The following is a 23,669-nucleotide window of genomic DNA, read 5'->3' on the forward strand; positions in this document are numbered from 1 at the left end:
CCCTTGGCCGGTGGTCGGTTCTTCGATCGGGTCGCGCTGAGGTCGGTTGCGGGTCAGTCACTGACGAACACGGGGTCGGCGCCCACGGTGACGGTCTCGTAGACCTGCAGGATCTGGTCGGCGATACGCGACCAGTCGTAGCGCTGGGCGCGGTCGAACGCGCGGGCGGTCAGCTCGGCGCGGGCGGCGTCGTCGCCGAGGAGGTCGATGACGCCCGCGGCGAGGGCCTGCCCGTTGCCGGTGGTCACCAGTCGTCCCGATCGGCCGTCGTCGAGGACCCGACGGAACGCGTCGAGTTCGCTGGCGACGACGGCAGCACCCGCGGCCATGGCCTCCACGAGCACGATCCCGAAACTCTCGCCGCCCAGGTTGGGCGCGCAGTAGACGTCTGCCGACGCCAGCGCGCGAGCCTTCGTCGCGTCGTCGACCTGTCCGAGGATGACGAGGTGATCGGCCAGCGTGCCCGCGCGACGGCGCAGCGCGCGCTCGTTGCCGCCGCCGACGACGAGGACGGTGACGTCGGGGAACCGGGAGACGATCGCGGGCAGCGCGCGCATCAGCACGTCGATGCCCTTGCGCGGCTCGTCGTACCGGCCGAGGAACAGCACCGTCCGTCCCTCGCGAGGGAACCCCTCGAGCGGCGTCGCCTCGGCGAAGGCGGCGACGTGGATGCCGTTGGGGATCTCGACCGCATCCGACCCCAGTGATTCCATCTGCCAGCGGCGGGCCAGCTCGGAGACGGCGATCTTGCCGACGATGCGCTCGTGGTACGGACGCAGGATGCCCTGGAACGTGCTGAGCCACCAGGACCTCGTGGTCGAGGTGTGAAAGGTCGCCACGATCGGCCCCTGGGCCACCATCAACGACAGCATGGAGATGCTCGGGGCGTTCGGTTCGTGGACGTGCAGCACGTCGAACTCGCCGTCGCGCAACCATTCCCGGATCCGGGCGTAGGCCTTCGGCCCGAAGTTCACCCGGGAGATGGACCCGTTGTAGGGCACGGCCAACGCCGGCCCCACCGAGACTACGTAGTCCGGCAACGTGGTGTCGTCGCTCGCGGGCGCGAGGACGCTCACCGTGTGTCCGCGCTCGATGAACACCTGCGCGAGTTCGACCACGTGGGCCTGCACACCGCCCGGGGTGTCGAAGGAGTACGGACAGATCATCCCGATCTTCATCGGCCGGGACTCTCGATGCGTGCGCGTCGTTCGTCGGACCAGTCCGCCTCCCACAGCGGCTGGAGCATGTGCCAGTCCTGCGGGTGCGCGAAGATGTTGCGGGCGAAGGCGTCGGCCACGGCCTGCGTGGCCGGTCCGATGCCGTCCGAGACGTCGATCGGCGGGTCGCACAGGATCTGCGAGTCGGCGCCGTCGGTGAAGAAGTGGTGCACCGGCATCAATGCGGCGCCGGTGTCGATGGCCAGTTTGGCCGCGCCCGCGGGCATGCGGGTCGGCTCGCCGAAGAATTCCACCGGGACGCCGTGCTTCGCGAGGTCCCGCTCACCGAGCAGGCAGACGACACCGCCGTCGCGGAGGCGTTGCGCCAGTTGCTCATAGGGTGGGCGTTCGCCTCCGGAGAGCGGGAAGATCTCGAAGCCCAGGCTCTCACGGAAGTCGACGAACTTGCGGAACAGCGACTCGGGCTCGAGTCGTTCGGCGACCGTCGCGAACTGTCCGGTCCGCTGGACGAGCCACACGCCGGCCATGTCCCAGTTGCCGCTGTGCGGCAACGCGAACACCACGCCTTTGCCCTTGGCGTAGGCGGTCTCGAAGTTCGCCAGATCCGGTGGCGCGACGTACACCCGGGACGCCGCGGTGGCGAAGTCCATGGCGGGAAGACGGAACGCCTCGCACCAGTACCGGGCGTAGGACCGCATGGCATCGCGCATGAGGTCGGCCGGGACGTCCTCGGGCGCAACGCCCAACACTCGGGAGAGGTTGCGTCGCAGCTGGTCCGGTCCGCCGCGTGAGCCGACCCGCGACCCGACGGCGTCGAACGCGCGCCGCGCGGTCCGCTCGGGGAGTCGGCGTACCAGCGACCACCCCGCGCCGTAACCCCAATCGGCCACCCGTCCGCCGAGACTCACCTGGGCGGCTCGGATTCGGTGGTCTGCTCGGTGGTGGGCTGCCCGGTGGCGGTCTGCTCCGACTTGTCCTCGATCGGCAGCAGGTCGCGGGCACCCGGGGAGTTCGAGATGGAGAGCATGCGTTGGCCGACGGTGACGATGCTGCCCGCGGCGAGGGCCCACACCGCGACGTGGACGAGCCACGGCATCGCGAGCTGACTGAGTCCGGCGCCGACCAGGATGATGATGAGCCGTTCGGGCCGCTCGATCAGCCCGCCGTTGCCGTTCAGACCGCTCGCCTCGGCCCTGGCCTTGGCGTAGGAGATCACCTGCGAGGTCACCAGGCAGATCATCAACCCGATGAACAGGATCGTGTGCTCCTCGTGCACGACGGCCCACCAGCCGAGTCCGGCGAAGATGGCGCCGTCGGCGATGCGATCGCAGGTGGCGTCGAGGACGGCTCCGAAGCGCGTTCCGCCGCCGCGGGCGCGGGCCATGGCGCCGTCGATCATGTCGAACATGACGAACAGCCAGATGACCAGCGCACCGGCCAGCAGGTAACCCATCGGGAACAGGGTGACCGCAGCCGCGACCGACGCCACGGTGCCGATGATCGTCATGGCGTCCGGGGTCAGACCGACCTTGAGGAGGCTGCGGGCGATGGGCACGGTGATCTTGCTCATGCCTGCCCGGCCGGTGATGCTCAGAAAGCGTGCCATGTCAGTCCCCGAGTGCCGTCCAGGCGTCGGCGAGCAACGAGCGGGTGTCGCGCAGCAACTGCGGCATCACCTTCGTCTCACTGATCACCGTGATGAAGTTGGCGTCGCCGCCCCACCGCGGGACGACATGTTGGTGCAGGTGCTCGGCCAGCGACCCGCCGGCCGCGGTCCCGAGGTTCAGCCCCACGTTGAACGCGTGCGGTCGTGACACCGTCTTGATGGCCCGGATCAACTTCTGGGTGAAGGCCATCAACTCGGCGCTCTCGGCCGGTGTCAGATCCTCGAGGTCGGCCACCTGCCGATACGGCACGATCATCGAATGACCCGGGTTGTAGGGGTAGAGGTTGAGCACCGCGTACACCGACTCCCCGCGCGCAACGACCAGACCGTCCTCGTCGGACAGCCGTGGTATGTCGAGGAACGGGTGGCTCGACGCCGCCGACCCGGAGTCGGATCCCTTGACCGCGGAGGTGATGTAGGACATCCGGTGCGGACTCCACAGACGCGACAGCCGGTCGGGTTCGCCGGCGCCGCTGTCGCGGATCTGCTCCTCGGTCACTGTGCTCCGGCGCCGCTCGTGGTCGCGGTGTCGGCGAGGTGCGCGAAGTACTCCGCGCTCGGCGACTCGTTGCGTCGTGCCGACACCCAGTCCGACACCGCGGCGACCGCCTGATCGACCGGAACACCGTTGACCTGGGTGCCGTCGCGGAAGCGGAAACTGACGGCGTCGGCCTGCAGATCGCGGTCGCCGGCGAGCATCATGAACGGGACCTTACCGGTCGTGTGGTTGCGGATCTTCTTCTGCATGCGGTCCTCGGAGTGGTCCACCTCCGCGCGGATACCGGCGGCGCGCAGCTTCCCGACCACGCCCTGCAGATGCGCGGCGTAGTCCTCGGCCACCGGGATGCCGACCACCTGAACCGGGGACAGCCAGGCCGGGAACGCGCCGGCGTAGTGCTCGGTGAGGACTCCGAAGAAGCGCTCGATCGATCCGAACAGTGCGCGGTGGATCATCACCGGCCGGTGCTTGGCGCCGTCGTTGCCGGTGTACTCGAGCTCGAAGCGGTCGGGCAGGTTGAAGTCGAGCTGGATCGTCGACATCTGCCAGTAGCGCCCCAGGGCGTCCTTGACCTGCACCGAGATCTTCGGGCCGTAGAAGGCCGCGCCCCCGGGGTCGGGCACGAGGGTCAGACCCGAGTCGGCCGCGACCGCAGCGAGCGTCGCGGTCGCCTCCTCCCAGACCTCGTCGGAGCCGACCGACTTCTCCGGGTTGCGGGTCGACAGCTCCAGGTAGAAGTCGTCGAGTCCGTAGTCCTTGAGCAGGTCGAGGACGAAGGTGAGCAGCGAGGTCAGCTCCCCCGCCATCTGGTCGCGGGTGCAGTAGATGTGCGCGTCGTCCTGGGTCATCCCGCGGACGCGGGTCAGCCCGTGGATGACGCCGGACTTCTCGTACCGGTAGACCGACCCGAACTCGAAGAGCCGCAGGGGCAGTTCGCGGTAGGAACGCCCACGCGCCCGGAAGATCAGGTTGTGCATCGGGCAGTTCATCGGCTTGAGGAAGTAGTCCTGGCCGGGCTTGCGGATCGTGCCGTCGTCGTTGAGTTCCTCGTCGACGTGCATCGCCGGGAACATGCCGTCGCGGTACCAGTCCAGGTGACCGGAGACCTCGAACAGGTGTCCCTTGGTGATGTGCGGGGTGTTGACGAACTCATAGCCGGCGGCGGAGTGACGGGCCCGCGAGTAGTCCTCGAGCTCCTTGCGGATGATCCCGCCCTTGGGGTGGAACACCGGCAGTCCCGAGCCGAGTTCGTCGGGGAAGCTGAACAGGTCCAGTTCGACGCCGAGACGACGATGGTCGCGACGCTCAGCCTCGGCGAGCAGCTCGAGGTAGGCATCCTGCGCCTCGCTGGACTCCCACGCCGTTCCGTAGATGCGCTGCAGGCCTGCGTTGGCCTGGTCGCCGCGCCAGTAGGCGGCGGAGCTGCGGGTGATCTTGAACGCGGCGATGTACTTGGTGGTCGGGACGTGCGGCCCGCGGCACAGATCGCACCAGATCAGTTCGCCGGTACGGGGATTGAGGTTGTCGTACGCGGTGAGTTCACCGCCGCCGACCTCCATCACCTCGGGGTCGTCGGCCGAGCCCTTGTCGTCGACGAGTTCGAGCTTGTACGGCTCGTCCGCCAGTTCGGCCTTCGCCGCGTCGAGAGAGTCGTAGACCCGTCGGGAGAACCGCTGACCCGACTTGATGATCTGCTTCATCTTCTTCTCGAGCGCCACGAGGTCGTCCGGGGTGAACGGGTCGGCGACGTCGAAGTCGTAGTAGAAGCCGTCGGTGATCGGCGGCCCGATGCCGAGCTTGGCGTCGGGGAACAGTTCCTGGACGGCCTGGGCCAGCACATGCGCCGCCGAGTGCCGGATGACGCTGCGGCCCGCATCGCTGGCCGCGATGACCGGTTCGACGTCGACGTCGACGTCCGGGGTCCACGAGAGATCGCGCAGGGCGCCCTCGGGATCGCGGACGACCACGACCGCGCCCGGCCCCTTGTTCTCGGCGCCGGCCTCGCGGAGCGCGGTGCCCGCCGTGGTCCCGGCCGGCACACGAATCGTGGCTGGACTGGCGACTACGGAATTCTCGGGCACGGTGTCAGCTCCTCAGATGTGGTGACCTCGGTGATCACAGACAAAATCGACCACCACGGCGACCGGCCGCGGCAATCAACCCCATGATCGTATCGGCCCCGGCCACGGCTTTTCGCGCGCGTCGACCCCGGTGCGGTCCCGACGATCAGAAGATCGGGCTCTGGAGCCAGCTCCATTCGAGGCCGACCCAACCCCCGGCGAGCTTCAGGGCACCGAGGATCCACAGGGTCGCGAGCACGATCGCGAAGGTGAACACGCCGAAGAGCAGCTGGACGGACCAGTGTTGCTTCTTGAGCCAGTCGGCGAACGCGTCGTACTTGGCGCGGGCGAAGATCAGCAGTCGGTGCGCCCAGGAGAACTCGGTCGCGAGGATGCCGAGGCCGGCGAAGACGATCAGCCAGCCGGGGCCCGGGTACGGGATCGCGATGATGCCGACGACGAGGACCGCGGCGCCGATGACGCCGACGCCGATCCGGTAGACCAGGTTGAGCGTGGGCTTCTCGGCGATCTTGTCCCGCCGACGCTGCAGCGCGTCGGGCAGCAGACCGCCGGGATCGTCGGACGGTGCGTCGGCATCGGGGCGGGCGGTGGACTCCGATTGGTCGGTCATCGCTGGCGTGGTCCTCACTCGGTGCCGATCCGCGTGTGCGGCGGATATGTCGGGTTCAACCCTACGGTCACCGGTCTCCGGCAGGAATCGATCGGAAGATGGAACTCGCGATGCGAGGGGGTGGTCCCGGCTGGGATCGAACCAGCGACCTTCCCGGTGTGAACGGGACGCTCTTCCACTGAGCCACGGGACCGTTGCGGCGAAATACCAACGCGCCGACGACCGCTGAACTTTATCACGCGGGTGCACCCCCGCCCCAAATCGCCACCCGGGCCACACCTGGGAGCACGATCGATGTGCCGGAACTCCCGGATTCACCGGACTTTCACCTCAGCTTCGCTTGTGACCTGCGGATTTGTTGCGTAGCCCTGGATTCGGATAATGTTTCACAGCGCACCGCGAAGCCGTTTACGGCAGCGCGGGGCACGCGGACGTGGCGCAGCTGGTAGCGCACAACCTTGCCAAGGTTGGGGTCGCGGGTTCGAATCCCGTCGTCCGCTCGGAGAAGATGTCACCGTGGCGGTGTGGCCGAGTGGTGAGGCAACGGCCTGCAAAGCCGTGCACACGGGTTCGATTCCCGTCGCCGCCTCCACGCAGTGTTTTCCAACTACATACCCGCGCGATTAGCTCAGTGGGAGAGCGCTTCCCTGACACGGAAGAGGTCACTGGTTCAATCCCAGTATCGCGCACCACGTTTCACGCAGGTCAGGCACCCGACTCGGGTGCCTTTCTTGTTGTCAGGGCCGCGCCCACCGCGATGAGCCCAGACGATGGTCATCGTCGGCGGCGCCCACGACATCCCCCAACCACCCGGCGAACCACCCCGGCATCTCGATGTGCGGCATGTGCGCGACCCGCTCGAGCACGGTGATGGTCGCCAGAGGCGACAGTTCCGCGCTTTCACGGGCGATCGCGGCCGGGATGGGGTCGAGCGCCCCGTGTAGATGATGGACCGGAACCGGCAGTGCGGCGAGAGTTGCGCGAGGATCCGCGATCAGCGCGTCGTCGGCGATCGCGATCGCCTCGGCGCGCATCTCCCGCATCTGCTCGGCGACCCAGTCATGGACACGCGGTCCGACGAGCGGGCCGAACCACCCGGGCGTGACAGCCTTGATCGTCGATTCCGGATCGGTGCGCAGCCCCTCGACCATCGCGGTCATCGCGGCGGCGAGCTCGGGGACGGTGACCGGCGCGTGCGAGGCGCCACCGACCGAGACCACGGCGCGCACCGACTCCGGGGCCCGCGCAGCCACCGCGACGGCGACGAGGGCTCCGACCGAACTACCCACGATGACAGGACGATCGAGCGACAACCGACCGATCACGGCGGTCACGTCGGACACGTTGTCGTTCAGTGAACTCGAGGTCGAGGCGCCTGATCGACCGTGGTTGCGTGCGTCCAGCGCGACGACGCGGTGACGACGATCGAGCATCGCGAGCATCGGTTCCCACACACGGGCGGTCGTACCGAAGCTGTGCAGCAGGACGATGTCGACCCCACGCTCGACAGATGTGTCAGCGGGTCGATCGGTGTAGTGAAGGACGGTGTGATCCATGTCGATGAGAGGCATGTGATCAGCACACCGTCGCGCAGCCGCACGAACAACGAGCACTTCGCGACTAGTCTCATCACGAGAACTGATGGGTGGGCGCATGGAACTCAGGCAGGTGCGGTACTTCATCGCGGTGATCGACACCGGGAGTTTCACCGGTGCCGCCGCGTCGTTGTCCATCGTGCAATCCGCGGTGAGCCAACAGATCTCCCGCCTCGAACGCGAGCTCGGCACCGACCTGTTCGACCGGAAGCGCCGAACAGTGCAGCTCACCGTCACCGGCAGACAGTTCGAACCGTTCGCCCGGTCGATGCTCGACACCGAGCGTGCCGCTCGGAGCGCACTGTCGCCGTCCAGCCCGACAGGACCGACGCGAATCGGCGTGCCGACCGGACTGGGTGCACTCGTCACCGCAGCGATCAGTGCCGTGCCGCCGAGAGTGTTGCCCGCACCCGTCGAGGTGATCGGCGTCCCCAGCCCCGACCGCGAGCAGAAGGTCGTCGACGGAGAACTGGACGCGGCCATCGTCCGCACACACCCCACGCACTCAGACCTCGTCAGCTACGCGCTACCCGCCGATGAGCTTCTCGTGGTGGTCGCGACAGGCCATCCTGCGATATCCGTCGATCGAGTACGTCTCGCTGATCTCGCCGAGCATCCGCTCGTCTTCACCGTCGACGCGATCGGTGAACCCGTGTGCACCACCACGATCGCGTCGTGTCGACGGGCGGGGATCGAGCCGCGCCTGCAGGTGCTGTCCCCCGGCGCCGATCCGCTCAGCGCGCTGACCACCGTCACCCATGCCTGGAGCGTGTTCTTCGCGGCCCACGCCCGGCAGCTCAACACCACCGCTCTCGGTATCGAGTTCGTGCGCTGCGATGAATCCATGACGATCGCCAAATCGGTGGTCGTGCGACGGGATCGAACCGACCTCGGCGCCCGTATCGCCGCTGCCATCAACGACGAGGAGAACCGATGACCACCCACCCGACGTGGCCACATGACCGGCAACTACATGCGTGGTGGGTCACACCGGACCTTCTCGCCGGTGAGTACCCCGGCGACAAGCGATCCGACGCCGCGCGCGCCAAGATCGATCTGCTGTCCGACGCCGGGGTCACCGCGATCGTCGACCTGACGACGCGCGACGATCCCCTGCTCCCCTACGCCGAGCACCTGCCCGACACCATCGCCCACTGGTCTTTCCCGATCCCGGATCTCGGGGTGATCGACAATGCCGGCTACGACGCGATCCTCGCGTACATCGATGACGAGATCGCCCGTGACGGACGGGTCTACGTGCACTGCTGGGGAGGCGTGGGGCGGACCAGCACTGTCGTCGCGTGTTGGCTCGGCGCACAGGGGCTCGACCTTCAGAGCACCCTGGACCGCATCGACGAGCTGCGATCGGGTACCCGCAAGAGCCACCGGCAGTTCCTACAGTCCGGCCCGCAACGTCGCCTGGTCGAGAGCCGGTTCATCGACTGAGGCCATCGGAGCGGCCTCGAGAAGCCGCCGCTTAATGACAATGGTTATCATCTAGCGATGACCGCAACCCCTCTCCTTCCCGTCACGGTCCTGTCCGGCTTCCTCGGCGCCGGGAAGACGACACTGCTCAACCACGTGCTGGCGAACCGAGAGGGACGCCGTGTGGCCGTCATCGTCAACGACATGAGCGAGGTCAACATCGACGCCGCGCTGATCGACGGCCCTCGCGGCAAGAGCCGACTCGATCGCACCGAGGAGAAGCTCGTCGAGCTGACCAACGGGTGCATCTGCTGCACCCTGCGCGAGGATCTCGTCGAATCGGTCGGAGCCCTTGCGGCACAGGGGCGATTCGATCAGCTGATCATCGAGTCCACCGGGATCTCCGAACCGATGCCCGTCGCGGCCACCTTCGACTGGGAGTTCGAGGACGGCACCCGCCTCGGCGACGTCGCGCGACTCGACACCATGGTGACCCTGGTCGACGCGTCGACGATCCTGCGCGAGATCGCCACGGGCGACACCCTGCAGCGCCGATCCCTGCAGGCGGCCGAGGGCGATGAACGCACGATCTCCGACCTGTTGGTCGACCAGGTCGAGTTCGCCGACGTCCTCGTCGTGAACAAGATCGATCTGGTCAGCGACACCGTCGTCGGCGCCGTCGAGGCGACCCTGCGCCTGCTGAACCCGCACGCGCAGATCATCCGCGCCCGTGGCGGCGTGGTCGAGCTGGACCGGGTCCTCGAGACCGGGCTCTTCGACCCCGATCTCGCCGCCGACCATCCCGACTGGGCGACCGAACTCGCGGGCGGTCACACGCCGGAGACCGAGGAATACGGCATCTCGTCGACCACCTACCGGGCCGACCGCCCGTTCCACGCCGCCCGCCTGGCAGTGGCGCTCGGCGAACTGCGGGGCGTCCTGCGCAGCAAGGGTTTCTGCTGGGTGGCGTCGCGGGCCGACGTGGTGGCGATCTGGTCGCAGGCGGGACCGAATCTGGTGATCGAACCCGCGGCCCTCTGGTCGGCCGTCCCCGACGAGACTCCCGGTCAGGAGATCGTGTTCATCGGCGTCCACCTCGACCCGAGTGCGATCGCAGGCCTGCTCGATCCAGCGCTGTTGACCGACGACGAGGTCGCCGCGGGCGCGGGCGCCTGGCGGCGGTACGACGACCCGCTGCCCGCCTGGGGCCCCATGCCGCACGGCCACTGACCGCGGACACGTGCCACGTCAGGCGACCGACCGGCCGTCGGCTCGGGGATCGCTCACCTGAACCAGATCCACGGCGTTGGCCCGGAAGATCGGCTCGATCGCCACGCCGGCGAGGTCGGCCGCGGTGGTGAACAGCCGGGCCCAGCCCCGATCCCAGGGGGTGATCGCGTCGGCGCCGGGCCGGGTGATGAGCATCGCGACGCTCACCACGTCGTGTCCGTCGATCACGTCGGACAACCGGTACATCAGCAGGTCGGCGAGGTAGGGCTCGGGCGGTCCGTCGAGTGGGAGTTGGTTGAGCGCGGGCAGGATGTGCCCGGTGGTGTCGACGAAGGCGAACCACAGCAGTCTCTCGGAGAACCCCAGCGGCCCCATCAGGGCCCGCCAGCGCTCACGGAGTTCGTCGCCGGTGTGAAAGGCCTCCGAGGCCGTGGCGATGTTCGGGATGGGGTCGGGCGAGGACGTGGGGTTCGATGTCATGCGGAGCACTGTGCGCCGACGGCGCGGATTCGCCAAAGATGTTGTCCACAGGCGTCTTTCCTGTGGACAGAGCAGTTGACATCTACGACGGACGCGGTGTGAGCTGAACCGTTGGGCCGTCGCCGCCGCGCGTGTGCTGGAATCAGTGACCGTGCCCGCAGATCTGATCGTCACCATCGACACCGACGCCGAGCTCGCCGACGACTTCGCGGCCGTCGCCGCGGTCACGTTCCCGCTGGCATGTCCGCCCGGCACCACCGACGCCGACACGGCCGAACACATCGCCCGGCACCTGACCGCCGCGCGTTTCCGCGACCATCTCGCATCACCGGACCACGACGTCCTCGGGGCGCGCGTCGACGGCGCACTCGTCGGTTACGCGCTTGTCGACCACACCGGCCCCACCGATCCCGAGGTGTGTGCGGTGGTCACCGCGAGCCCGGTGTCGGAGGTGTCGAAGATGTACGTCCTCCCCGAGGCCCACGGCACGGGGGCGTCGCACGCACTGATGGACCGGGCGCTGATCTCGGCGCGTGAACGCGGCAGTGTCGCAACGTGGTTGGGCGTGAGCAACGTGAACCTACGTGCGCAGAGGTTCTACTCCAAGATGGGCTTCACCCAGGTGGGCCACAAGTCGTTCTGGCTCAACGGAGACGAGCAGCGCGACTTCGTGATGCTCCGGCCGATGGACTAGGTGGCCTTCTCCGCGAAGCGCGACAAGGCCAACAGACGAGAGGTCGCGCGCAGATACTTCTTGCGGTATCCGCCTGCCAACATCTCCTCGGTGAAGATCTCGTCGAGCTTGCACCCGGAGACCATCAACGGGATGCCCGCGTCGTACAGCCGGTCGGCGAGGACGACCATCCGCAGCGCGACGGTCTGATCCGACGCCGGGTGCACGTTCGACACGCACACCAGGGTCACCCCGTCGACAAGTGCCTTGTACTTCGACGGGTGCAGCTTGGCGAGGTGGGCGCACAGCTCGTCGAAGTCGTCGAGGGTGGCACCCTCGGTCTTCTCGGCGAGCGCGCGCAGGTCCTCGTCGGAGGCGGGATCGGGTGCCGGCGGGAGGTCGCGATGGCGGTAGTCCGGGCCGTCGACCCGGATGGTCTCGAACACGCCGGAGAGCTTGCGGATCTCGCGCAGGAAGTCCTGTGCGGCGAACCGACCTTCTCCGAGCTGTCCCGGCAGGGTGTTCGACGTGGCCGCGATCGACACGCCCTGCGCGGTGAGCTCGGTCAGCAGTCGCGACACCAGCATGGTGTCTCCGGGATCGTCGAGTTCGAACTCGTCGATGCAGATCACACTGTGTTTCGACAGCCGCTCGACCGATGCGGTGAAGCCGAGTGCCCCGACGACATGGGTCACCTCGACGAACGTCGCGAACGCCTTCGGCTCGGGCATGAGGTGGTAGATCGAGGCCAGCAGGTGGGTCTTGCCCACACCGAAGCCGCCGTCGAGGTAGATGCCGACGCCCTGGCTGGGGCTGCGCTTGCCGAGCATGCTGCGTTTGCCCTCACGCGCCTTGCGTGCCTTGGTCACGAATTCGCGCCCGGCCTCGACCGCGGCGGCCTGGCTCGGCTCGTTCGGATCAGGGATGTAGCTCTCGAAGCTGACCTCGTCGAACATCGATGGCGGAACCATCTCGTCGACCAGTGCCTCGGGCGGCACCTGGGGAGTGCGATCGCTCAACCGTGCCGTCATGTCCCGACAGTAGCCAGGCCGTAAGAATGATCTCGTGTACCTCTTGGATAAAGCGACCCAGCTCACAGTCGACCGCGCGACGCTGACCGACCTCTACGCGTACCCGCCGGCCCCGGACCTCGACGGGCGGTGCCACCTGGTCGCGAACATGGTGACCTCCCTCGACGGTGCCGCCATGGTCGGCGGGGTCTCGGGTGCCCTCGGCGGCGACGGCGACCACGAGATCTTCGAACTCCTCCGGGAACTGTGCGACGTGGTGCTGGTGGGGTCGGGAACCGTCATCGGCGAGGACTACGGACCGATCCGCGGTGATTCCGATGCCGACACCGCGCCACGGCTGGCCATGGTGTCGGGGTCGCTGAGCATCGATCCCGCGCAGGGCAGTGTCGCCGCACCCACCACGGTGATCATGACCTGCGCTTCGGCGCCCGAGGAGAATCGCCGTCGCCTGCTCGACGTCGGCGCGACACTCGTCGACTGCGGCGAGACCGAGGTCGAACTCCCCCGCGTCCTGTCCGCACTGGCCGACCGCGGCCGCAATCGGGTGCTGTGCGAGGGCGGGCCGGGTCTGCTGGCCAACCTGTACGCCGCCGACCTGGTCGACGACCTCTGCGTCACCATCGGGCCCACCATCGTCGGCGGCTCGGCCGGGCGCATCACCCATGGTCCCGACGGTGCACCGACCCGACAGATGCGTCGGGCCCACGTGCTCGCCGACGACGAGGGCTACTTGTTCACGAGGTGGGTGCGCGCCTAGTGCCGACGCGCCCACGCCGGCACCGCCGACGGAGCCACTAGGCTCGCGGCATGCGCTCTGTCTTGCCGGTTCGACTGCTGTGCGCGCTGTCGGTGGTCGTGGCGCTGGCCACCGGATGCGCCGTCGGCCCGGACACCGGCCCGGCGCTGGTCATCGACAACGGCAACGACGGCAACGGACCGGCCTCGAGTGCCGGCCCGCCCCCGCCGCCGCAACTGACGGCACCGAACGCGGACCTGGCGTGGAAGCCGTGCGCGAGTCCGGTCACCGCCCGCTTCGGTCTGCCCGCGGTACCTGCGGGCGTGCTGGTCGACTGCGCCGACTACCAGTCGAGCATCACCCCCGGCGTCGCCACCATCGACGCGGTCGTCGTGTCAGCCGTGCGTGTGCGCCTCGCCGCGACCCCCGCCACGGCCGCTCCGCTGGTCCTCACCTCGGGCACCGACATGCCGTCGGCGCTGACCGCGATGTTGCTCGCGTCCGCTCCGGGCCGCTCCCTGCTGTCCGACCACCCGATCGTCGCCGTCGACCGCCGCGGCATCGGTGAGAGCTCGCCGTTGGACTGCCTGACCGTCCGCGAGCGCAACGCGTTGCTGGACAACGGTTTCGACAGCAGCGACATCGCCGGCGGTGACGCATCTCGACAGCAGCGACTGATCTCGACCGCAGCCGAGGCCGCGGACGGGTGCTCGGAGACGATCAGTCCGTACCAGGTGGCGTTCACCGCCGCGAACGCCGCGAGCGACATCGAACGACTCCGCACCATCTGGAAGGTCGATCGGATCGGGTTGCTGGGTGTCGGATCCGGGGCCGATGTTGCGCTCGCTTATTCGGGCCTCTACCGCAACCGCGTCGGACGCGTTGTCCTCGACACCCCCACCCCCTATCTCACCTCCGCCCGGGTACGCGGCCAGCAACTCGCCGCAGGCACCGACGCGGCGTTGGCCCAGTTCGCCACCCTCTGCGCCGCTGCGCGCTGCGCGCTGGGGTCCGACCCGCGCCGAGCCATCACCGGACTGATCGCGCAGGCCGCCCAGGGGCGGTTGGCGACGCTGTCGGACGCCGACGTGCTCAGCGCGCTCACCACCGAGCTGGCGGTGACCACCTCCGATCGTGCCGCGACCGTGACCCGTGTCGCGACACTGCTGCAGTCGGCCATCACCGGCGACGTCGCCCCGCTGACCGCAGCGGTCGCGCGCGCACGGGCCATCCGCGGCAGTGACGGACAACTGCTGTCGCGCTGTAACGACACCTCGCAACCGGTGGGCCAGAACGAGATCGGCGACCTGGTGACCTCGTGGACCCAGCAGTACCCGCTCACCGGCGCCGACACGGCGCTGTCGCTGCTGCGATGCAACGGGTGGCCGGCCGGACCGGCCGCGCCGCGACCCACCGGTTTCGACGTCGCCGTCCTGGTCCTCAACGGGGGCACCGACACGATCAACGGCGCCACCGGCGTCGGTGCGGTCGAACCACTCATCCTCGCGGCGAGGGGAACCTCGAGCACCGTCACCTGGGACGGCCTGGGCTACTCGGTCGCCGCCCACTCCGACTGCGCGGCCGACATCGTCGGGCGCTACGCGAACACCGGCACCGTGCCGGACACCGGCGCCTGCCCGTCCTAGTCCTCGGGGTGCCGCGGGCAGATCGGGCGCACGCCGTAGTACGGTTCGCGGGTGCCGGTTGCCGACAGACGTCTGTTCCCGACCATGGACATATCGCGGATAGCGTCTGTGGTGCTGTGGCCGATCTCCATACTCCTGATCATCCAACGGTCGATCATCCTCGGGGTCAACGGCGACCGGACCGATGACTTCACCCCGGTCTACAACGCCGCGCTGCGGTTCCTGCGCGATCAGCCGGTGTACGCCGAGAACTACAACACCGTCGATCCGCACTACCTGTACCCGCCGTCGGGGACGCTGCTCATGGCGCCGTTCGCCTACATCGACCCCGAACGCGCGCGGTGGCTGTTCATCGGGGTCTCGGTCGTCGCCCTCGTCGTCTCGGCCTGGCTGCTGGTCAAACTCTTCGGTTTCGCGGTGTCGTCGGTCGCGTTCCCGGCCGTGCTGTTCTTCTTCTTCAGCACCGAGACGGTCGCGCACACGCTGATCTTCACCAACTTCAACTCGTTCGTGCTGCTCGGCGAGCTGGCGTTCATGCTGCTCGCGCTTCGCCGACGCGATCTGTGGGCCGGTGTCCCGCTGGGCATCACGTTCGCGGTCAAGCCGGTGCTCGCGGTGCTGCTCCTGCTGCCGCTGCTGAACCGTCAGTGGAAGGTCTTCATCGGTGCCGTCGGTGTGCCGCTGGTGCTGACCGCTCTGGCCTGGCCGATCAGCGTCGACCCGATGTCGTTCGTCAAGCGGACCGTCCCGTATCTGACCGAGGCGCGTGACTACTACAACAGCTCGATCGCGGGCAACGGCGCCTATTTCGGGGTGCAGTCGTGGCTGATCTATGTGCTGCGCATCGCGTTCGTGCTGATGGCCGTGTTCAGCCTGTGGTTCCTCTACAAGCACTACCGCAAGACCGACGAGCTGCTGTGGATGGCGACGTCGTCGGGTGTCCTGCTCGGCACGTCGTTCCTGGTTCTCGGACTGGGCCAGGGCTACTACTCGATGATGCTGTTCCCGCTCCTGATGACCGTCGTGCGTCCCGGTTCGGTGATGCGCAACTGGCCCGCATGGCTCGGTGTGTACGGCTGCATGACGTTCGACGCCTTCTACTCCACGCGCTGGGCGGCATTCGGACGCGCACTCGAATACAACAAGGTGACCTGGGGCTGGTCGCTGTTGATGATCGTCGTGTTCTGCGTGCTGCTGTTCCGTCATCTGGACCTGCGGCGCGATCGCGCTACCGTAGAGGTATGAGCACAGAGTCCAACACAGGCCACACCGGTACCGAACTGACCGACGAGCAGTGGCGCGAGAAGCTCACCCCGGAGGAGTACCGCGTGCTGCGGCAGGCGGGCACCGAGGCGCCGTTCGTCGGCGAGTACACCGACACCACCACCACCGGTGTCTACCGCTGCCGGGCGTGTGACGCCGAACTCTTCCGCAGCGACCAGAAGTTCGAATCGCACTGCGGGTGGCCGTCGTTCTTCAGCCCGCTCGCCGGTGAGTCGATCATCGAGAAGGTCGACCGCTCGATGGGCATGAAGCGCACCGAGGTGCTGTGCGCGAACTGCGGCAGCCACCTCGGACACGTCTTCGAGGGCGAAGGCTACGACACCCCCACCGACCTGCGGTACTGCATCAACTCGGTGTCGATGCGCCTCGAAGAGGCCTGACCGGACCGGTCAGGGCAGCGCGCTCACCAACTGCTCGACCTCGACCCGCGGCCCGGTGAAGAACGGGGTCTCCTCCCGCACGTGCATCCGGGCCTCGGTGGCACGCAGATCGCGCATCAGGTCGACGATCCGGTGCAGCTCCGGCGCCTCGAAGGCCAGCAGCCACTCGTAGTCGCCCAGGGCGAACGACGAGACCGTGTTCGCGCGGACGTCCTTGTACTCCCGCGCGGCCTTGCCGTGATCGGCCAGCATCGTGCGGCGTTCGGCGTCGGGCAGCAGGTACCACTCGTAGGACCGGACGAACGGGTACACGCAGATGTAGCGCCCGGGCTCCTCGCCCGTGATGAACGCGGGCAGGTGACTCTTGTTGAACTCGGCCGGACGGTGCAGCGCGACGTTGCTCCACACGGCGTTGCTCGCGCGACCTAGCGCGGTGGTGCGCCGGAAGTCGGCGTACGCGCGCTGCAGGTCCTCGACGTCCTCGGCGTGCCACCAGATCATGTAGTCCGCGTCGGCGCGCAGACCTGCGACGTCGTAGAGGCCACGGACGACCACGTTCGTGGTCTCGAGCTTCTCGAAGAACGTGCGGGTGTCGGCGATCAGCTCGTCGCGCTGTTCCGGTAGCTCACCGGGACGAACCGAGAAGACCGAGAACATCAGGTAGCGGACCGTCGAGTTGAGTTCGGCGTAGTCGAGGCGGGTCATGGTTCCATCGTGCCACCGGCGCTCGCGCCCGCCGACGCGAGATCGGTCACCACCTGCCCGACGGCCACCCCGGCCCGGGCGATGCAGGCAGGTACACCGACCCCGTCGTAGGCCGACCCGCACAGGGCCAGGCCCGACGGGCGGTGCGCGGCCAGCTCCGCGATGACGTCGCGGTGGCCCGGGGCGTAGCGGGGCAGTCCCACCGGCCAGCGTTGGACGGCCGCGTCGATCACGTCGCCCGGTGTCAACACCGGTCCGGAGCCGGTCAGCTCGACGACGGTGCCCAGGTCGGTGATCGCGGCGTCGATCAGGGCCCGGTCGGGTGTGTCGTCCACGGGATCGCCGAAACGACCGAACGACGCCCGCACCAGGCCGGGGCCACCGGCCAGATGCGACCACTTACGCGACGACAGGGTGATGGCCTTTGCCGTGGTCGTCTCACCGGTGGCCACGAGTACCCCCGAATGGTCCGGCAGGTCGACGCCGGGGGCGATCGCGAGCAGGACCAGTGCCGAACTCGCGGTCTCGATGCGTCCCAGTGGCGCGGCGAGGCCGGGCGCACCGACCGCGAGCAGGTTCGCCGCCGCCGGCGCGGGCAGCGCCACGATCACGGCGTCGTAGGCCACCTCGTCGACAGTCCAGCCGTGGTCGTCCGGGGTCAGCGCGCCGATCGGGTGGTCGAGATGTAGACGTGCCCCGGATGTCTCGACAAGCCGATCGACGAGCAGCCGGTATCCCCCGTCCAGCGCCCCGAAGACGGGTGCGGACGACGACGGCGGCAGCAGCGAGGTGACCGCGGCGCCGAGGCTGTCCGCGCCGGCGTCGAGACGGGCAGCCAACTGCGGCAACGCCGCGCGCAGGCCGATGTCGTCCGACCGGCTGGAGTAGACCCCCGACAGCATGGGATCGACGCTGCGGTCGACGACCGAGCGTCCGAAACGGTCGGCGACGAACTCCCCGATCGAGACGTCACCGTCGGACGACCAGTCCAACTCGCGGGTGGCCTCGCCACGCATCCGGTCCCGATCGGCCGGGATGATCAGCTCGTCGACCGCCGACACGTCGGCGGGGACACCCATGAGGGTGGGTCGGGGCAGCGGATGCAGGCGCCCACCGGCCAGCACCGCGGGCCGACGTGTCGTGGGCGTGACGACGTGATCGGTCAGCCCCAGCTCGTCGATGAGCGCGACGGCCTCCGGTCTGCGCACGATGAACGACTCGGCGCCGGAGTCGAGGAGCAGTCCGTCGACCCGTTGCGACGCGAGCAGCCCGCCGGGCGACGACGACGCCTCGAAGACGTCGATGACCGCGTGCGGCCCCAGACGTTGTCGCAGACGCAGCGCGGCGACCAGCCCGGACACCCCGCCGCCGATCACCGCCACCCGCGGTTCGGACTCACTCATCGCGCGACGGGCTCACAGTGAGTGGACCAGCTCGACGATCTTGGTCAGGACGTCGGGATCGGTCGCGGGCAGGACGCCGTGGCCGAGGTTGAAGATGTGCCCGCCGGCACCGGCGGCGACCGCCCGATCCCCCTCGGCGACGATGCGGCGCACCGACGCCGCGACGGTGTCCCAGGACGCGGCGAGCATCGCGGGATCGAGATTGCCCTGCAGTGCCTTGCCCCCGCCGACACGGCGACCGGCCACGTCGAGCGGGATCCGCCAGTCGACGCCGACCACATCGGCACCGACGTCACCCATGGCGTGCAGCAGCTCACCCGTCCCGACCCCGAAGTGGATGCGCGGGCGGCCGAAGTCGGCGACCTCGGCCAGCACCCGCCTGCTGTGCGGGGCCACGAAGTGCTCGTAGTCGGCCAGCGACAACATCCCCGCCCAGGAATCGAACAGCTGCACCGCGTCGACGCCGGCCTCGAGCTGCACGCGCAGGAAGGTGATGGTGATGTCGGCCAGGGCGCCGACCAGCTCGTGCCAGGTGTCGGGATCGCCGTGCATCAGTGCCTTGGTGCGCTCGTAGTTGCGGCTCGGCCCGCCTTCGACGAGATACGAGGCGAGCGTGAAGGGCGCACCGGCGAAGCCGATGAGGGCCGTGGCGTCGTCGAGCTGCTCGCGGATCGCGCCGATCGCATGGCCGATGGACCCCACCGCCTCGGGGACGAGGCGCGGAAGCGCACGGACTGCGGCGCGGTCACGGACCGGCGAGGCGATGACCGGGCCGGTGCCGGTCACGATGTCGAGGTCGATGCCGGCGGCCTTGAGCGGCACGACGATGTCGGAGAACAGGATGGCCGCGTCCACGTCGTGCCTGCGGACCGGCTGCATCGTGATCTCGGCGACCATGTCGGGGTCGAAGCAGGACTCCAACATCCCGCGACCGGACCGCAGCGCCCGGTACTCGGGCAACGATCGTCCCGCCTGCCTCATGAACCACACGGGGCGACGGCTGGGTCGCTCTCCGGTGGCGGCGGCGATCAACGGCTTCCGGAGCTGGGTCATCACGGTCTCAATGCTGCCACGGCTGCGGCGCGCCTCCTACCTCCGGCCGCCCGGGCCGCCTACGGTCGCTCGTGTGACCTCACCCGGGGCTTGCGCGGAGCCTGTCGATTTCCGTAGCGCTGTCGACTCGATGCATCAGGCCCGTATCCGTCCGGAGATCGAGGTCGGCAGCATCCGACCGCCGCAACGTCTGGCCCCCTACAGCCATGCGCTCGGCGCCGAGGTGCGCCAGCCCGAACCCGACGGCGAGGTGCCCACCGACTCCGAGGGCAGCGCCTTCGGCCGCCTGATCCTGCTGCACGACCCTGACGGCCACGAGGCCTGGAACGGGACGATGCGTCTCGTGGCCTTCGTCCAGGCCGAGGTCGAAGCCGCGCTCGCCACCGATCCGCTGTTGCCCGAGGTGGCGTGGAGTTGGTTGGCCGAGGCGCTCGCCGACACCGAGATCACCGCGCTCGGGGGTACCGTCACATCGACCACCTCGGTCCGATACGGCGACATCTCCGGTCCGCCACGTGCGCATCAACTCGAACTCCGCGCGTCGTGGACGGCCACCGGGATCGCCCTCGCCGGTCATGTCGAGGCGTTCTGTGAGGTCCTCTCGTCCGCAGCGGGGCTTCCGCCGACCGGGGTCACCAACCTCGGCGTCGGCACCACCGCCCCGTAGACAAGGCACCCGATGACCGAATCCGGTCCCCCCGACGTCCCCACACCCGAGAACGAGTCCGTCGACTCCCCCGTGGTCGACGAGCCCGAGATCACGCCGCTCACCGAGCCGGTCGAGGGTGTCCCGCCCGTACTCAGCACCCCGGCCGAGTTCGCCGACGCGGGTGCGCGTCTCGCCGCCGGTGAGGGACCCATCGCCCTGGACACCGAGCGTGCCTCGGGTTTCCGCTACTCCGGCCGGGCCTACCTGATCCAGATCCGTCGGCGCGGGACCGGATCGTTGTTGATCGACCCGATCGACCACCCCGATGCCCTCGGCCCCGTGATCGAGGCGCTCGACGGTCCGCAGTGGGTGTTGCACGCCGCCGATCAGGATCTGCCGTGCCTGCGCGAGCTCGGTTTCGTGTGCGCCGACCTCTTCGACACCGAACTCGGCGGACGCCTGCTCGGCATCCCCCGGGTCAACCTGGCGGCGATGGTGGCCCACCACCTCGGGCTCGGCCTGGCCAAGGGCCACGGGGCCGCCGACTGGTCCCGCCGCCCACTGCCCGACGACTGGCTGAACTACGCCGCCCTCGACGTCGAGGTGCTGGTGGAACTGCGCGACGCGGTGGCCGCCGAGCTCGTCGCGACGGGCAAGGACACCTGGGCGGAGCAGGAGTTCGACCACGTACGCATCAAGCCCGACCCCGCACCGCGGGTGGATCGCTGGCGGCGGACCTCGTCGCTGCACACGGTGAAGTCGACCCGTGCCCTCGCCGCGGTGCGCGAGTTGTGGACCGCGCGTGAGGAGATCGCGGTCGCCCGCGACATCGCCCCGGGTCGGGTCCTGCCCGACTCGGCGATCGTCGCGGCGGCCCTTGCCGCTCCGCGCACCGTCGACGACCTGACCGCCCTCCCGGTGTTCGGCGGCCACCGCCAGCGCCGTCAGGCACGTCGCTGGCTCGATGCGCTCGAGCGTGCCCGACGCCTCCCCGATTCCGAACTGCCACCACGTTCGGCCGGCGGCGTGGGCCTGCCCGCGGTCAACCGCTGGGCGGGACGCAATCCAGAAGCAGCGCAACGACTCTCGGCCGCTCGCACCGGTCTCGCGGAGACGTCCGAGCGGGTCGGCACACCGGTGGAGAACTTGCTACAGCCTGACCTGCTGCGGCAGATCTGCTGGGACGGGGTGGCCGAACCGGTCACGATCGAGGCGATCGACGATCGACTCGCGAAGGGCGGGGCCCGGCCGTGGCAGCGCGATCTGTGCGCGCCGCTGCTGCTGACCGCGTTCACCGAGCCACCCGAGGTCGAACCCGCCTCGGAGGCCTGACCGACTACTGCTGTTCGGCGCGGCGGCGCGGGGCAGGCTGTTGGTCGGCGGGCTGGGGGTCGGTGACGTCGTCGACCGGGGACGACGACTGCATCGTCGACACCGTCGAGGTGATGGTCCGGGCGATGTCCTGGGCGGTGAGGCCCAGATCGCCGAGCAGTTCTCCCCGACTCCCGTGGGTCAGGAACTCCTGCGTGATGCCGAGATTGTGGACCGGGACGTCCAGACCGGCGGTGCGCAGCCGGTCCCCGATCGCCGATCCGACCCCGCCGTGCACTCCGCTGTCCTCGACCGTGACCACCAGCCGGTGGGTCCGCGCGACGTCGACGATCGAGTCGGCGACCGGCAGCACCCAGCGCGGATCGACGACCGTGGACTCGATCCCCTGCCGGGCGAGACGTTCGGCGGTGTCGACGGCCAACGCGCAGAACGCGCCGACGCCCACGATGAGCACGTCGGAGGCCTGCGGGCTGGAACGGTAGAGGATGTCGGTACCGTCGCCGAGACGTTCGACCGACCGGATGTCCTCGGGCACGGCTCCTTTGGAGTACCGCAGGGCGGTGGGCCCGGTGTCGGTGTCGAGGGCCTCGCCGAGTTCCTCGCGCAGCCGGACCGCGTCGCGGGGTGCGGCGACGCGGAGTCCCGGGACCAGCGCCATCAGGGACAGGTCCCACATGCCGTGGTGACTCGGGCCGTCCGGACCGGTCACGCCGGCGCGGTCGAGGACCAGCGTCACCGGTTGCTTGAGCAGCGCGACATCCATGAGCAACTGGTCGAACGCGCGGTTGAGGAACGTCGAGTAGATGGCGACGACGGGGTGCATCCCACCCAGCGCCAAGCCTGCGGCCGAGGTGAGGGCGTGCTGCTCGGCGATGCCGACGTCGAACAGACGGTCCGGGAAACGTTCTCCGAACGGTGCCAGGCCGGTGGGGCCGGCCATGGCCGCGGTGATCGCGACGATGTCGTCGCGTCGCGAGCCGGCCTCGAGCAGGGCGGCGGAGAACACCGACGTCCAGTCCTGGGGCGGGACGCTGGTCGCGCGCCCGGTGAGCGGGTCGCTGATGCCGATGGCGTGCATCTGGTCGGCCACGTCGGCCTCGGCGGGTGCGTACCCCATGCCCTTGCGGGTCACGGTGTGCACGATCACCGGGCCGCCGAACGACTTGGCGTGCGCGAGCGCGGTTTCGAGTGCCTCGAGATCATGCCCGTCGACGGGGCCGACGTACTTCACGCCGAGGTCGGTGAACATCGCCTGCGGGGCGAGGAAGTCCTTGATGCCGCTCTTCATGCTGTGCAGCACCGCGTAGGCGAGCGATCCGACCATCGGCAGCCCGGTGAGTACGCGGCGACCGTCGTCGAGGAGCTTCTCGTAGCCCGGCTGCAGCCGCAGGCCGGCCAGGTGACTGGCCAGGCCACCGATCGTCGGCGCGTAGGAGCGGCCGTTGTCGTTGACCACCACGACCAGCGGGCGATCTCCGGCGGCGATGTTGTTCAGCGCCTCCCAACACATGCCACCGGTGAGTGCACCGTCCCCGACCACGGCGACGACGTGGCGCTGCTCGTCCCGGAGCTCGAAGGCCTTCGACAACCCGTCGGCGTAGGACAGCGACGCCGACGCGTGCGACGACTCGACCCAGTCGTGCTCGCTCTCGGCGCGTTCCTGGTATCCGGTCAGGCCGCCGCGCTGGCGCAGGGTGTCGAACTGCTCGCGACGACCGGTGACGATCTTGTGCACATACGACTGATGCCCGGTGTCGAAGATGACTGCGTCGGACGGGGAATCGAAGATCCGGTGGATCGCGAGCGTCAGCTCGACCACGCCGAGGTTCGGGCCGAGGTGTCCCCCGGTGGCCGCGACCTTGTCGATGAGGAACGCGCGGATCTCGCCGGCCAGATCGATGCACTCAGCGGCCGACAGGTCCTTGAGGTCCTGCGGCGAATCGATCCGATCCAACACACCCATCGACGCTCCTTCCACGTGCGTTCGGCCAGTCTACGGAAAGGCGGGGTGCC

Annotated in this window: 23 protein-coding genes and 4 tRNA genes; 13 read left to right on the forward strand and 14 right to left on the reverse strand. The window is 68.9% G+C overall.

Annotation, left to right across the window (positions count from 1 at the left end):
* Window positions 1-53: 53 nt before the first annotated feature.
* The 7 genes from LX13_RS21350 to LX13_RS21380 form a co-directional block, all read right to left on the reverse strand.
* Window positions 54-1,178, reverse strand: a complete 1,125-nt coding sequence (locus tag LX13_RS21350; RefSeq protein WP_253663318.1) for a glycosyltransferase family 4 protein — start codon at window positions 1,176-1,178, stop codon at window positions 54-56.
* Entirely contained in the window at window positions 1,175-2,086 is a 912-nt protein-coding gene (locus LX13_RS21355; RefSeq protein ID WP_253663319.1) for a phosphatidylinositol mannoside acyltransferase, read from the reverse strand. The genes LX13_RS21350 and LX13_RS21355 overlap by 4 nt, the downstream gene beginning before the upstream one ends.
* The gene (gene pgsA / locus LX13_RS21360) at window positions 2,083-2,784 is read right to left on the reverse strand and encodes a phosphatidylinositol phosphate synthase (RefSeq protein ID WP_253663320.1); all 702 of its coding nucleotides are present in this window, start codon (window positions 2,782-2,784) and stop codon (window positions 2,083-2,085) included. Before pgsA ends, LX13_RS21355 begins: the two co-directional genes overlap by 4 nt.
* Window position 2,785: 1 nt before the next feature.
* The gene (locus tag LX13_RS21365) at window positions 2,786-3,343 is read right to left on the reverse strand and encodes an ATP adenylyltransferase (RefSeq protein WP_253663321.1); all 558 of its coding nucleotides are present in this window, start codon (window positions 3,341-3,343) and stop codon (window positions 2,786-2,788) included.
* The gene (gene thrS / locus LX13_RS21370; RefSeq protein WP_253663322.1) at window positions 3,340-5,424 is read right to left on the reverse strand and encodes a threonine--tRNA ligase; all 2,085 of its coding nucleotides are present in this window, start codon (window positions 5,422-5,424) and stop codon (window positions 3,340-3,342) included. Before thrS ends, LX13_RS21365 begins: the two co-directional genes overlap by 4 nt.
* Window positions 5,425-5,569: 145 nt before the next feature.
* Window positions 5,570-6,034: a TIGR02611 family protein gene (locus LX13_RS21375; protein ID WP_253663323.1), complete on the reverse strand. Its 465-nt coding sequence runs from the start codon at window positions 6,032-6,034 to the stop codon at window positions 5,570-5,572.
* Window positions 6,035-6,155: 121 nt separating this feature from the next.
* Window positions 6,156-6,227, reverse strand: a tRNA-Val gene (locus LX13_RS21380).
* A gap of 234 nt (window positions 6,228-6,461) precedes the next feature.
* Here LX13_RS21380 and LX13_RS21385 point away from each other — a divergent pair.
* From LX13_RS21385 to LX13_RS21395, 3 genes are all read left to right on the forward strand, one after another.
* Window positions 6,462-6,534, forward strand: a tRNA-Gly gene (locus LX13_RS21385).
* Between the two features lie 18 nt (window positions 6,535-6,552).
* Window positions 6,553-6,626: transfer RNA gene (locus LX13_RS21390), tRNA-Cys, on the forward strand.
* A gap of 25 nt (window positions 6,627-6,651) precedes the next feature.
* Window positions 6,652-6,726, forward strand: a tRNA-Val gene (locus tag LX13_RS21395).
* Window positions 6,727-6,771: 45 nt separating this feature from the next.
* Here LX13_RS21395 and LX13_RS21400 read toward each other — a convergent pair.
* On the reverse strand, window positions 6,772-7,605 hold the full coding sequence (locus tag LX13_RS21400) for an alpha/beta fold hydrolase (protein WP_253663324.1): 834 nt from the start codon (window positions 7,603-7,605) through the stop codon (window positions 6,772-6,774).
* An 82-nt stretch (window positions 7,606-7,687) separates the two neighbouring features.
* On the opposite strand from LX13_RS21400, the gene LX13_RS21410 reads away from it, so the two are divergent.
* Genes LX13_RS21410 through LX13_RS21420 form a run of 3 tightly spaced genes read left to right on the forward strand, consistent with a single transcriptional unit; the run spans window position 7,688 to window position 10,284 of the window.
* Entirely contained in the window at window positions 7,688-8,566 is an 879-nt protein-coding gene (locus LX13_RS21410; RefSeq protein WP_301301534.1) for a LysR family transcriptional regulator, read from the forward strand.
* The gene (locus tag LX13_RS21415; RefSeq protein ID WP_253663325.1) at window positions 8,563-9,075 is read left to right on the forward strand and encodes a protein-tyrosine phosphatase family protein; all 513 of its coding nucleotides are present in this window, start codon (window positions 8,563-8,565) and stop codon (window positions 9,073-9,075) included. The genes LX13_RS21410 and LX13_RS21415 overlap by 4 nt, the downstream gene beginning before the upstream one ends.
* A gap of 57 nt (window positions 9,076-9,132) precedes the next feature.
* Window positions 9,133-10,284: a GTP-binding protein gene (locus tag LX13_RS21420; protein WP_253663326.1), complete on the forward strand. Its 1,152-nt coding sequence runs from the start codon at window positions 9,133-9,135 to the stop codon at window positions 10,282-10,284.
* An 18-nt stretch (window positions 10,285-10,302) separates the two neighbouring features.
* On the opposite strand, the gene LX13_RS21425 is transcribed toward LX13_RS21420, so the two are convergent.
* On the reverse strand, window positions 10,303-10,764 hold the full coding sequence (locus tag LX13_RS21425; RefSeq protein WP_253663327.1) for a hypothetical protein: 462 nt from the start codon (window positions 10,762-10,764) through the stop codon (window positions 10,303-10,305).
* A gap of 145 nt (window positions 10,765-10,909) precedes the next feature.
* On the opposite strand from LX13_RS21425, the gene LX13_RS21430 reads away from it, so the two are divergent.
* On the forward strand, window positions 10,910-11,458 hold the full coding sequence (locus LX13_RS21430; RefSeq protein ID WP_308214777.1) for a GNAT family N-acetyltransferase: 549 nt from the start codon (window positions 10,910-10,912) through the stop codon (window positions 11,456-11,458).
* On the opposite strand, the gene zapE is transcribed toward LX13_RS21430, so the two are convergent.
* Window positions 11,455-12,468 (reverse strand): cell division protein ZapE, encoded by a 1,014-nt coding sequence (gene zapE / locus LX13_RS21435; protein ID WP_253663328.1) that lies wholly within the window; start codon window positions 12,466-12,468, stop codon window positions 11,455-11,457. The genes LX13_RS21430 and zapE overlap by 4 nt on opposite strands.
* 34 nt (window positions 12,469-12,502) lie before the next feature.
* Between zapE and LX13_RS21440 the strand changes: the two genes are divergently transcribed.
* Genes LX13_RS21440 through msrB form a run of 4 tightly spaced genes read left to right on the forward strand, consistent with a single transcriptional unit; the run spans window position 12,503 to window position 16,514 of the window.
* On the forward strand, window positions 12,503-13,225 hold the full coding sequence (locus LX13_RS21440) for a pyrimidine reductase family protein (protein WP_253663329.1): 723 nt from the start codon (window positions 12,503-12,505) through the stop codon (window positions 13,223-13,225).
* Between the two features lie 50 nt (window positions 13,226-13,275).
* Window positions 13,276-14,850: an alpha/beta hydrolase gene (locus LX13_RS21445; protein ID WP_253663330.1), complete on the forward strand. Its 1,575-nt coding sequence runs from the start codon at window positions 13,276-13,278 to the stop codon at window positions 14,848-14,850.
* Between the two features lie 51 nt (window positions 14,851-14,901).
* A complete protein-coding gene (locus tag LX13_RS21450; RefSeq protein WP_253663331.1) occupies window positions 14,902-16,095 on the forward strand; it encodes a glycosyltransferase family 87 protein in 1,194 nt (397 codons plus the stop codon).
* Window positions 16,092-16,514 carry a peptide-methionine (R)-S-oxide reductase MsrB gene (msrB, locus tag LX13_RS21455; RefSeq protein WP_253663332.1) on the forward strand — a complete coding sequence of 141 codons (423 nt, stop codon included), beginning with the start codon at window positions 16,092-16,094 and terminating at the stop codon, window positions 16,512-16,514. Before LX13_RS21450 ends, msrB begins: the two co-directional genes overlap by 4 nt.
* Before the next feature lie 9 nt (window positions 16,515-16,523).
* On the opposite strand, the gene hemQ is transcribed toward msrB, so the two are convergent.
* Genes hemQ through hemE form a run of 3 tightly spaced genes read right to left on the reverse strand, consistent with a single transcriptional unit; the run spans window position 16,524 to window position 19,675 of the window.
* Entirely contained in the window at window positions 16,524-17,219 is a 696-nt protein-coding gene (hemQ, locus tag LX13_RS21460; protein ID WP_253663333.1) for a hydrogen peroxide-dependent heme synthase, read from the reverse strand.
* Window positions 17,216-18,622 carry an FAD-dependent oxidoreductase gene (locus LX13_RS21465; protein WP_253663334.1) on the reverse strand — a complete coding sequence of 469 codons (1,407 nt, stop codon included), beginning with the start codon at window positions 18,620-18,622 and terminating at the stop codon, window positions 17,216-17,218. The genes hemQ and LX13_RS21465 overlap by 4 nt, the downstream gene beginning before the upstream one ends.
* A 12-nt stretch (window positions 18,623-18,634) precedes the next feature.
* Entirely contained in the window at window positions 18,635-19,675 is a 1,041-nt protein-coding gene (gene hemE, locus LX13_RS21470) for a uroporphyrinogen decarboxylase (protein WP_253663335.1), read from the reverse strand.
* A 73-nt stretch (window positions 19,676-19,748) separates the two neighbouring features.
* Here hemE and LX13_RS21475 point away from each other — a divergent pair, with 73 nt between their 5' ends.
* A complete protein-coding gene (locus tag LX13_RS21475) occupies window positions 19,749-20,342 on the forward strand; it encodes a DUF3000 domain-containing protein (RefSeq protein ID WP_188492404.1) in 594 nt (197 codons plus the stop codon).
* Between the two features lie 12 nt (window positions 20,343-20,354).
* Window positions 20,355-21,656: an HRDC domain-containing protein gene (locus LX13_RS21480; RefSeq protein WP_253663336.1), complete on the forward strand. Its 1,302-nt coding sequence runs from the start codon at window positions 20,355-20,357 to the stop codon at window positions 21,654-21,656.
* Between the two features lie 4 nt (window positions 21,657-21,660).
* On the opposite strand, the gene dxs is transcribed toward LX13_RS21480, so the two are convergent.
* Window positions 21,661-23,619: a 1-deoxy-D-xylulose-5-phosphate synthase gene (gene dxs / locus LX13_RS21485; RefSeq protein WP_253663337.1), complete on the reverse strand. Its 1,959-nt coding sequence runs from the start codon at window positions 23,617-23,619 to the stop codon at window positions 21,661-21,663.
* Window positions 23,620-23,669: the final 50 nt, after the last annotated feature.

Origin of the sequence: Williamsia maris (assembly GCF_024171815.1) — a bacterium.
In the GTDB taxonomy this organism is placed as follows: domain Bacteria; phylum Actinomycetota; class Actinomycetes; order Mycobacteriales; family Mycobacteriaceae; genus Williamsia_A; species Williamsia_A maris.

Bases quoted from the DNA above. Each gene is read 5' to 3' on its own strand.
- msrB (WP_253663332.1), top strand. From the start codon at position 16,092: ATGAGCACAGAGTCCAACACAGGCCACACCGGTACCGAACTGACCGAC.
- LX13_RS21415 (WP_253663325.1), top strand. From the start codon at position 8,563: ATGACCACCCACCCGACGTGGCCACATGACCGGCAACTACATGCGTGG.
- LX13_RS21350 (WP_253663318.1), bottom strand. From the start codon at position 1,178: ATGAAGATCGGGATGATCTGTCCGTACTCCTTCGACACCCCGGGCGGT.
- LX13_RS21480 (WP_253663336.1), top strand. From the start codon at position 20,355: ATGACCGAATCCGGTCCCCCCGACGTCCCCACACCCGAGAACGAGTCC.
- pgsA (WP_253663320.1), bottom strand. From the start codon at position 2,784: ATGGCACGCTTTCTGAGCATCACCGGCCGGGCAGGCATGAGCAAGATC.
- LX13_RS21375 (WP_253663323.1), bottom strand. From the start codon at position 6,034: ATGACCGACCAATCGGAGTCCACCGCCCGCCCCGATGCCGACGCACCG.
- hemQ (WP_253663333.1), bottom strand. From the start codon at position 17,219: ATGACCCGCCTCGACTACGCCGAACTCAACTCGACGGTCCGCTACCTG.
- dxs (WP_253663337.1), bottom strand. From the start codon at position 23,619: ATGGGTGTGTTGGATCGGATCGATTCGCCGCAGGACCTCAAGGACCTG.
- LX13_RS21400 (WP_253663324.1), bottom strand. From the start codon at position 7,605: ATGCCTCTCATCGACATGGATCACACCGTCCTTCACTACACCGATCGA.
- LX13_RS21410 (WP_301301534.1), top strand. From the start codon at position 7,688: ATGGAACTCAGGCAGGTGCGGTACTTCATCGCGGTGATCGACACCGGG.
- hemE (WP_253663335.1), bottom strand. From the start codon at position 19,675: ATGACCCAGCTCCGGAAGCCGTTGATCGCCGCCGCCACCGGAGAGCGA.
- LX13_RS21425 (WP_253663327.1), bottom strand. From the start codon at position 10,764: ATGACATCGAACCCCACGTCCTCGCCCGACCCCATCCCGAACATCGCC.
- zapE (WP_253663328.1), bottom strand. From the start codon at position 12,468: ATGACGGCACGGTTGAGCGATCGCACTCCCCAGGTGCCGCCCGAGGCA.
- LX13_RS21445 (WP_253663330.1), top strand. From the start codon at position 13,276: ATGCGCTCTGTCTTGCCGGTTCGACTGCTGTGCGCGCTGTCGGTGGTC.
- LX13_RS21465 (WP_253663334.1), bottom strand. From the start codon at position 18,622: ATGAGTGAGTCCGAACCGCGGGTGGCGGTGATCGGCGGCGGGGTGTCC.
- LX13_RS21420 (WP_253663326.1), top strand. From the start codon at position 9,133: ATGACCGCAACCCCTCTCCTTCCCGTCACGGTCCTGTCCGGCTTCCTC.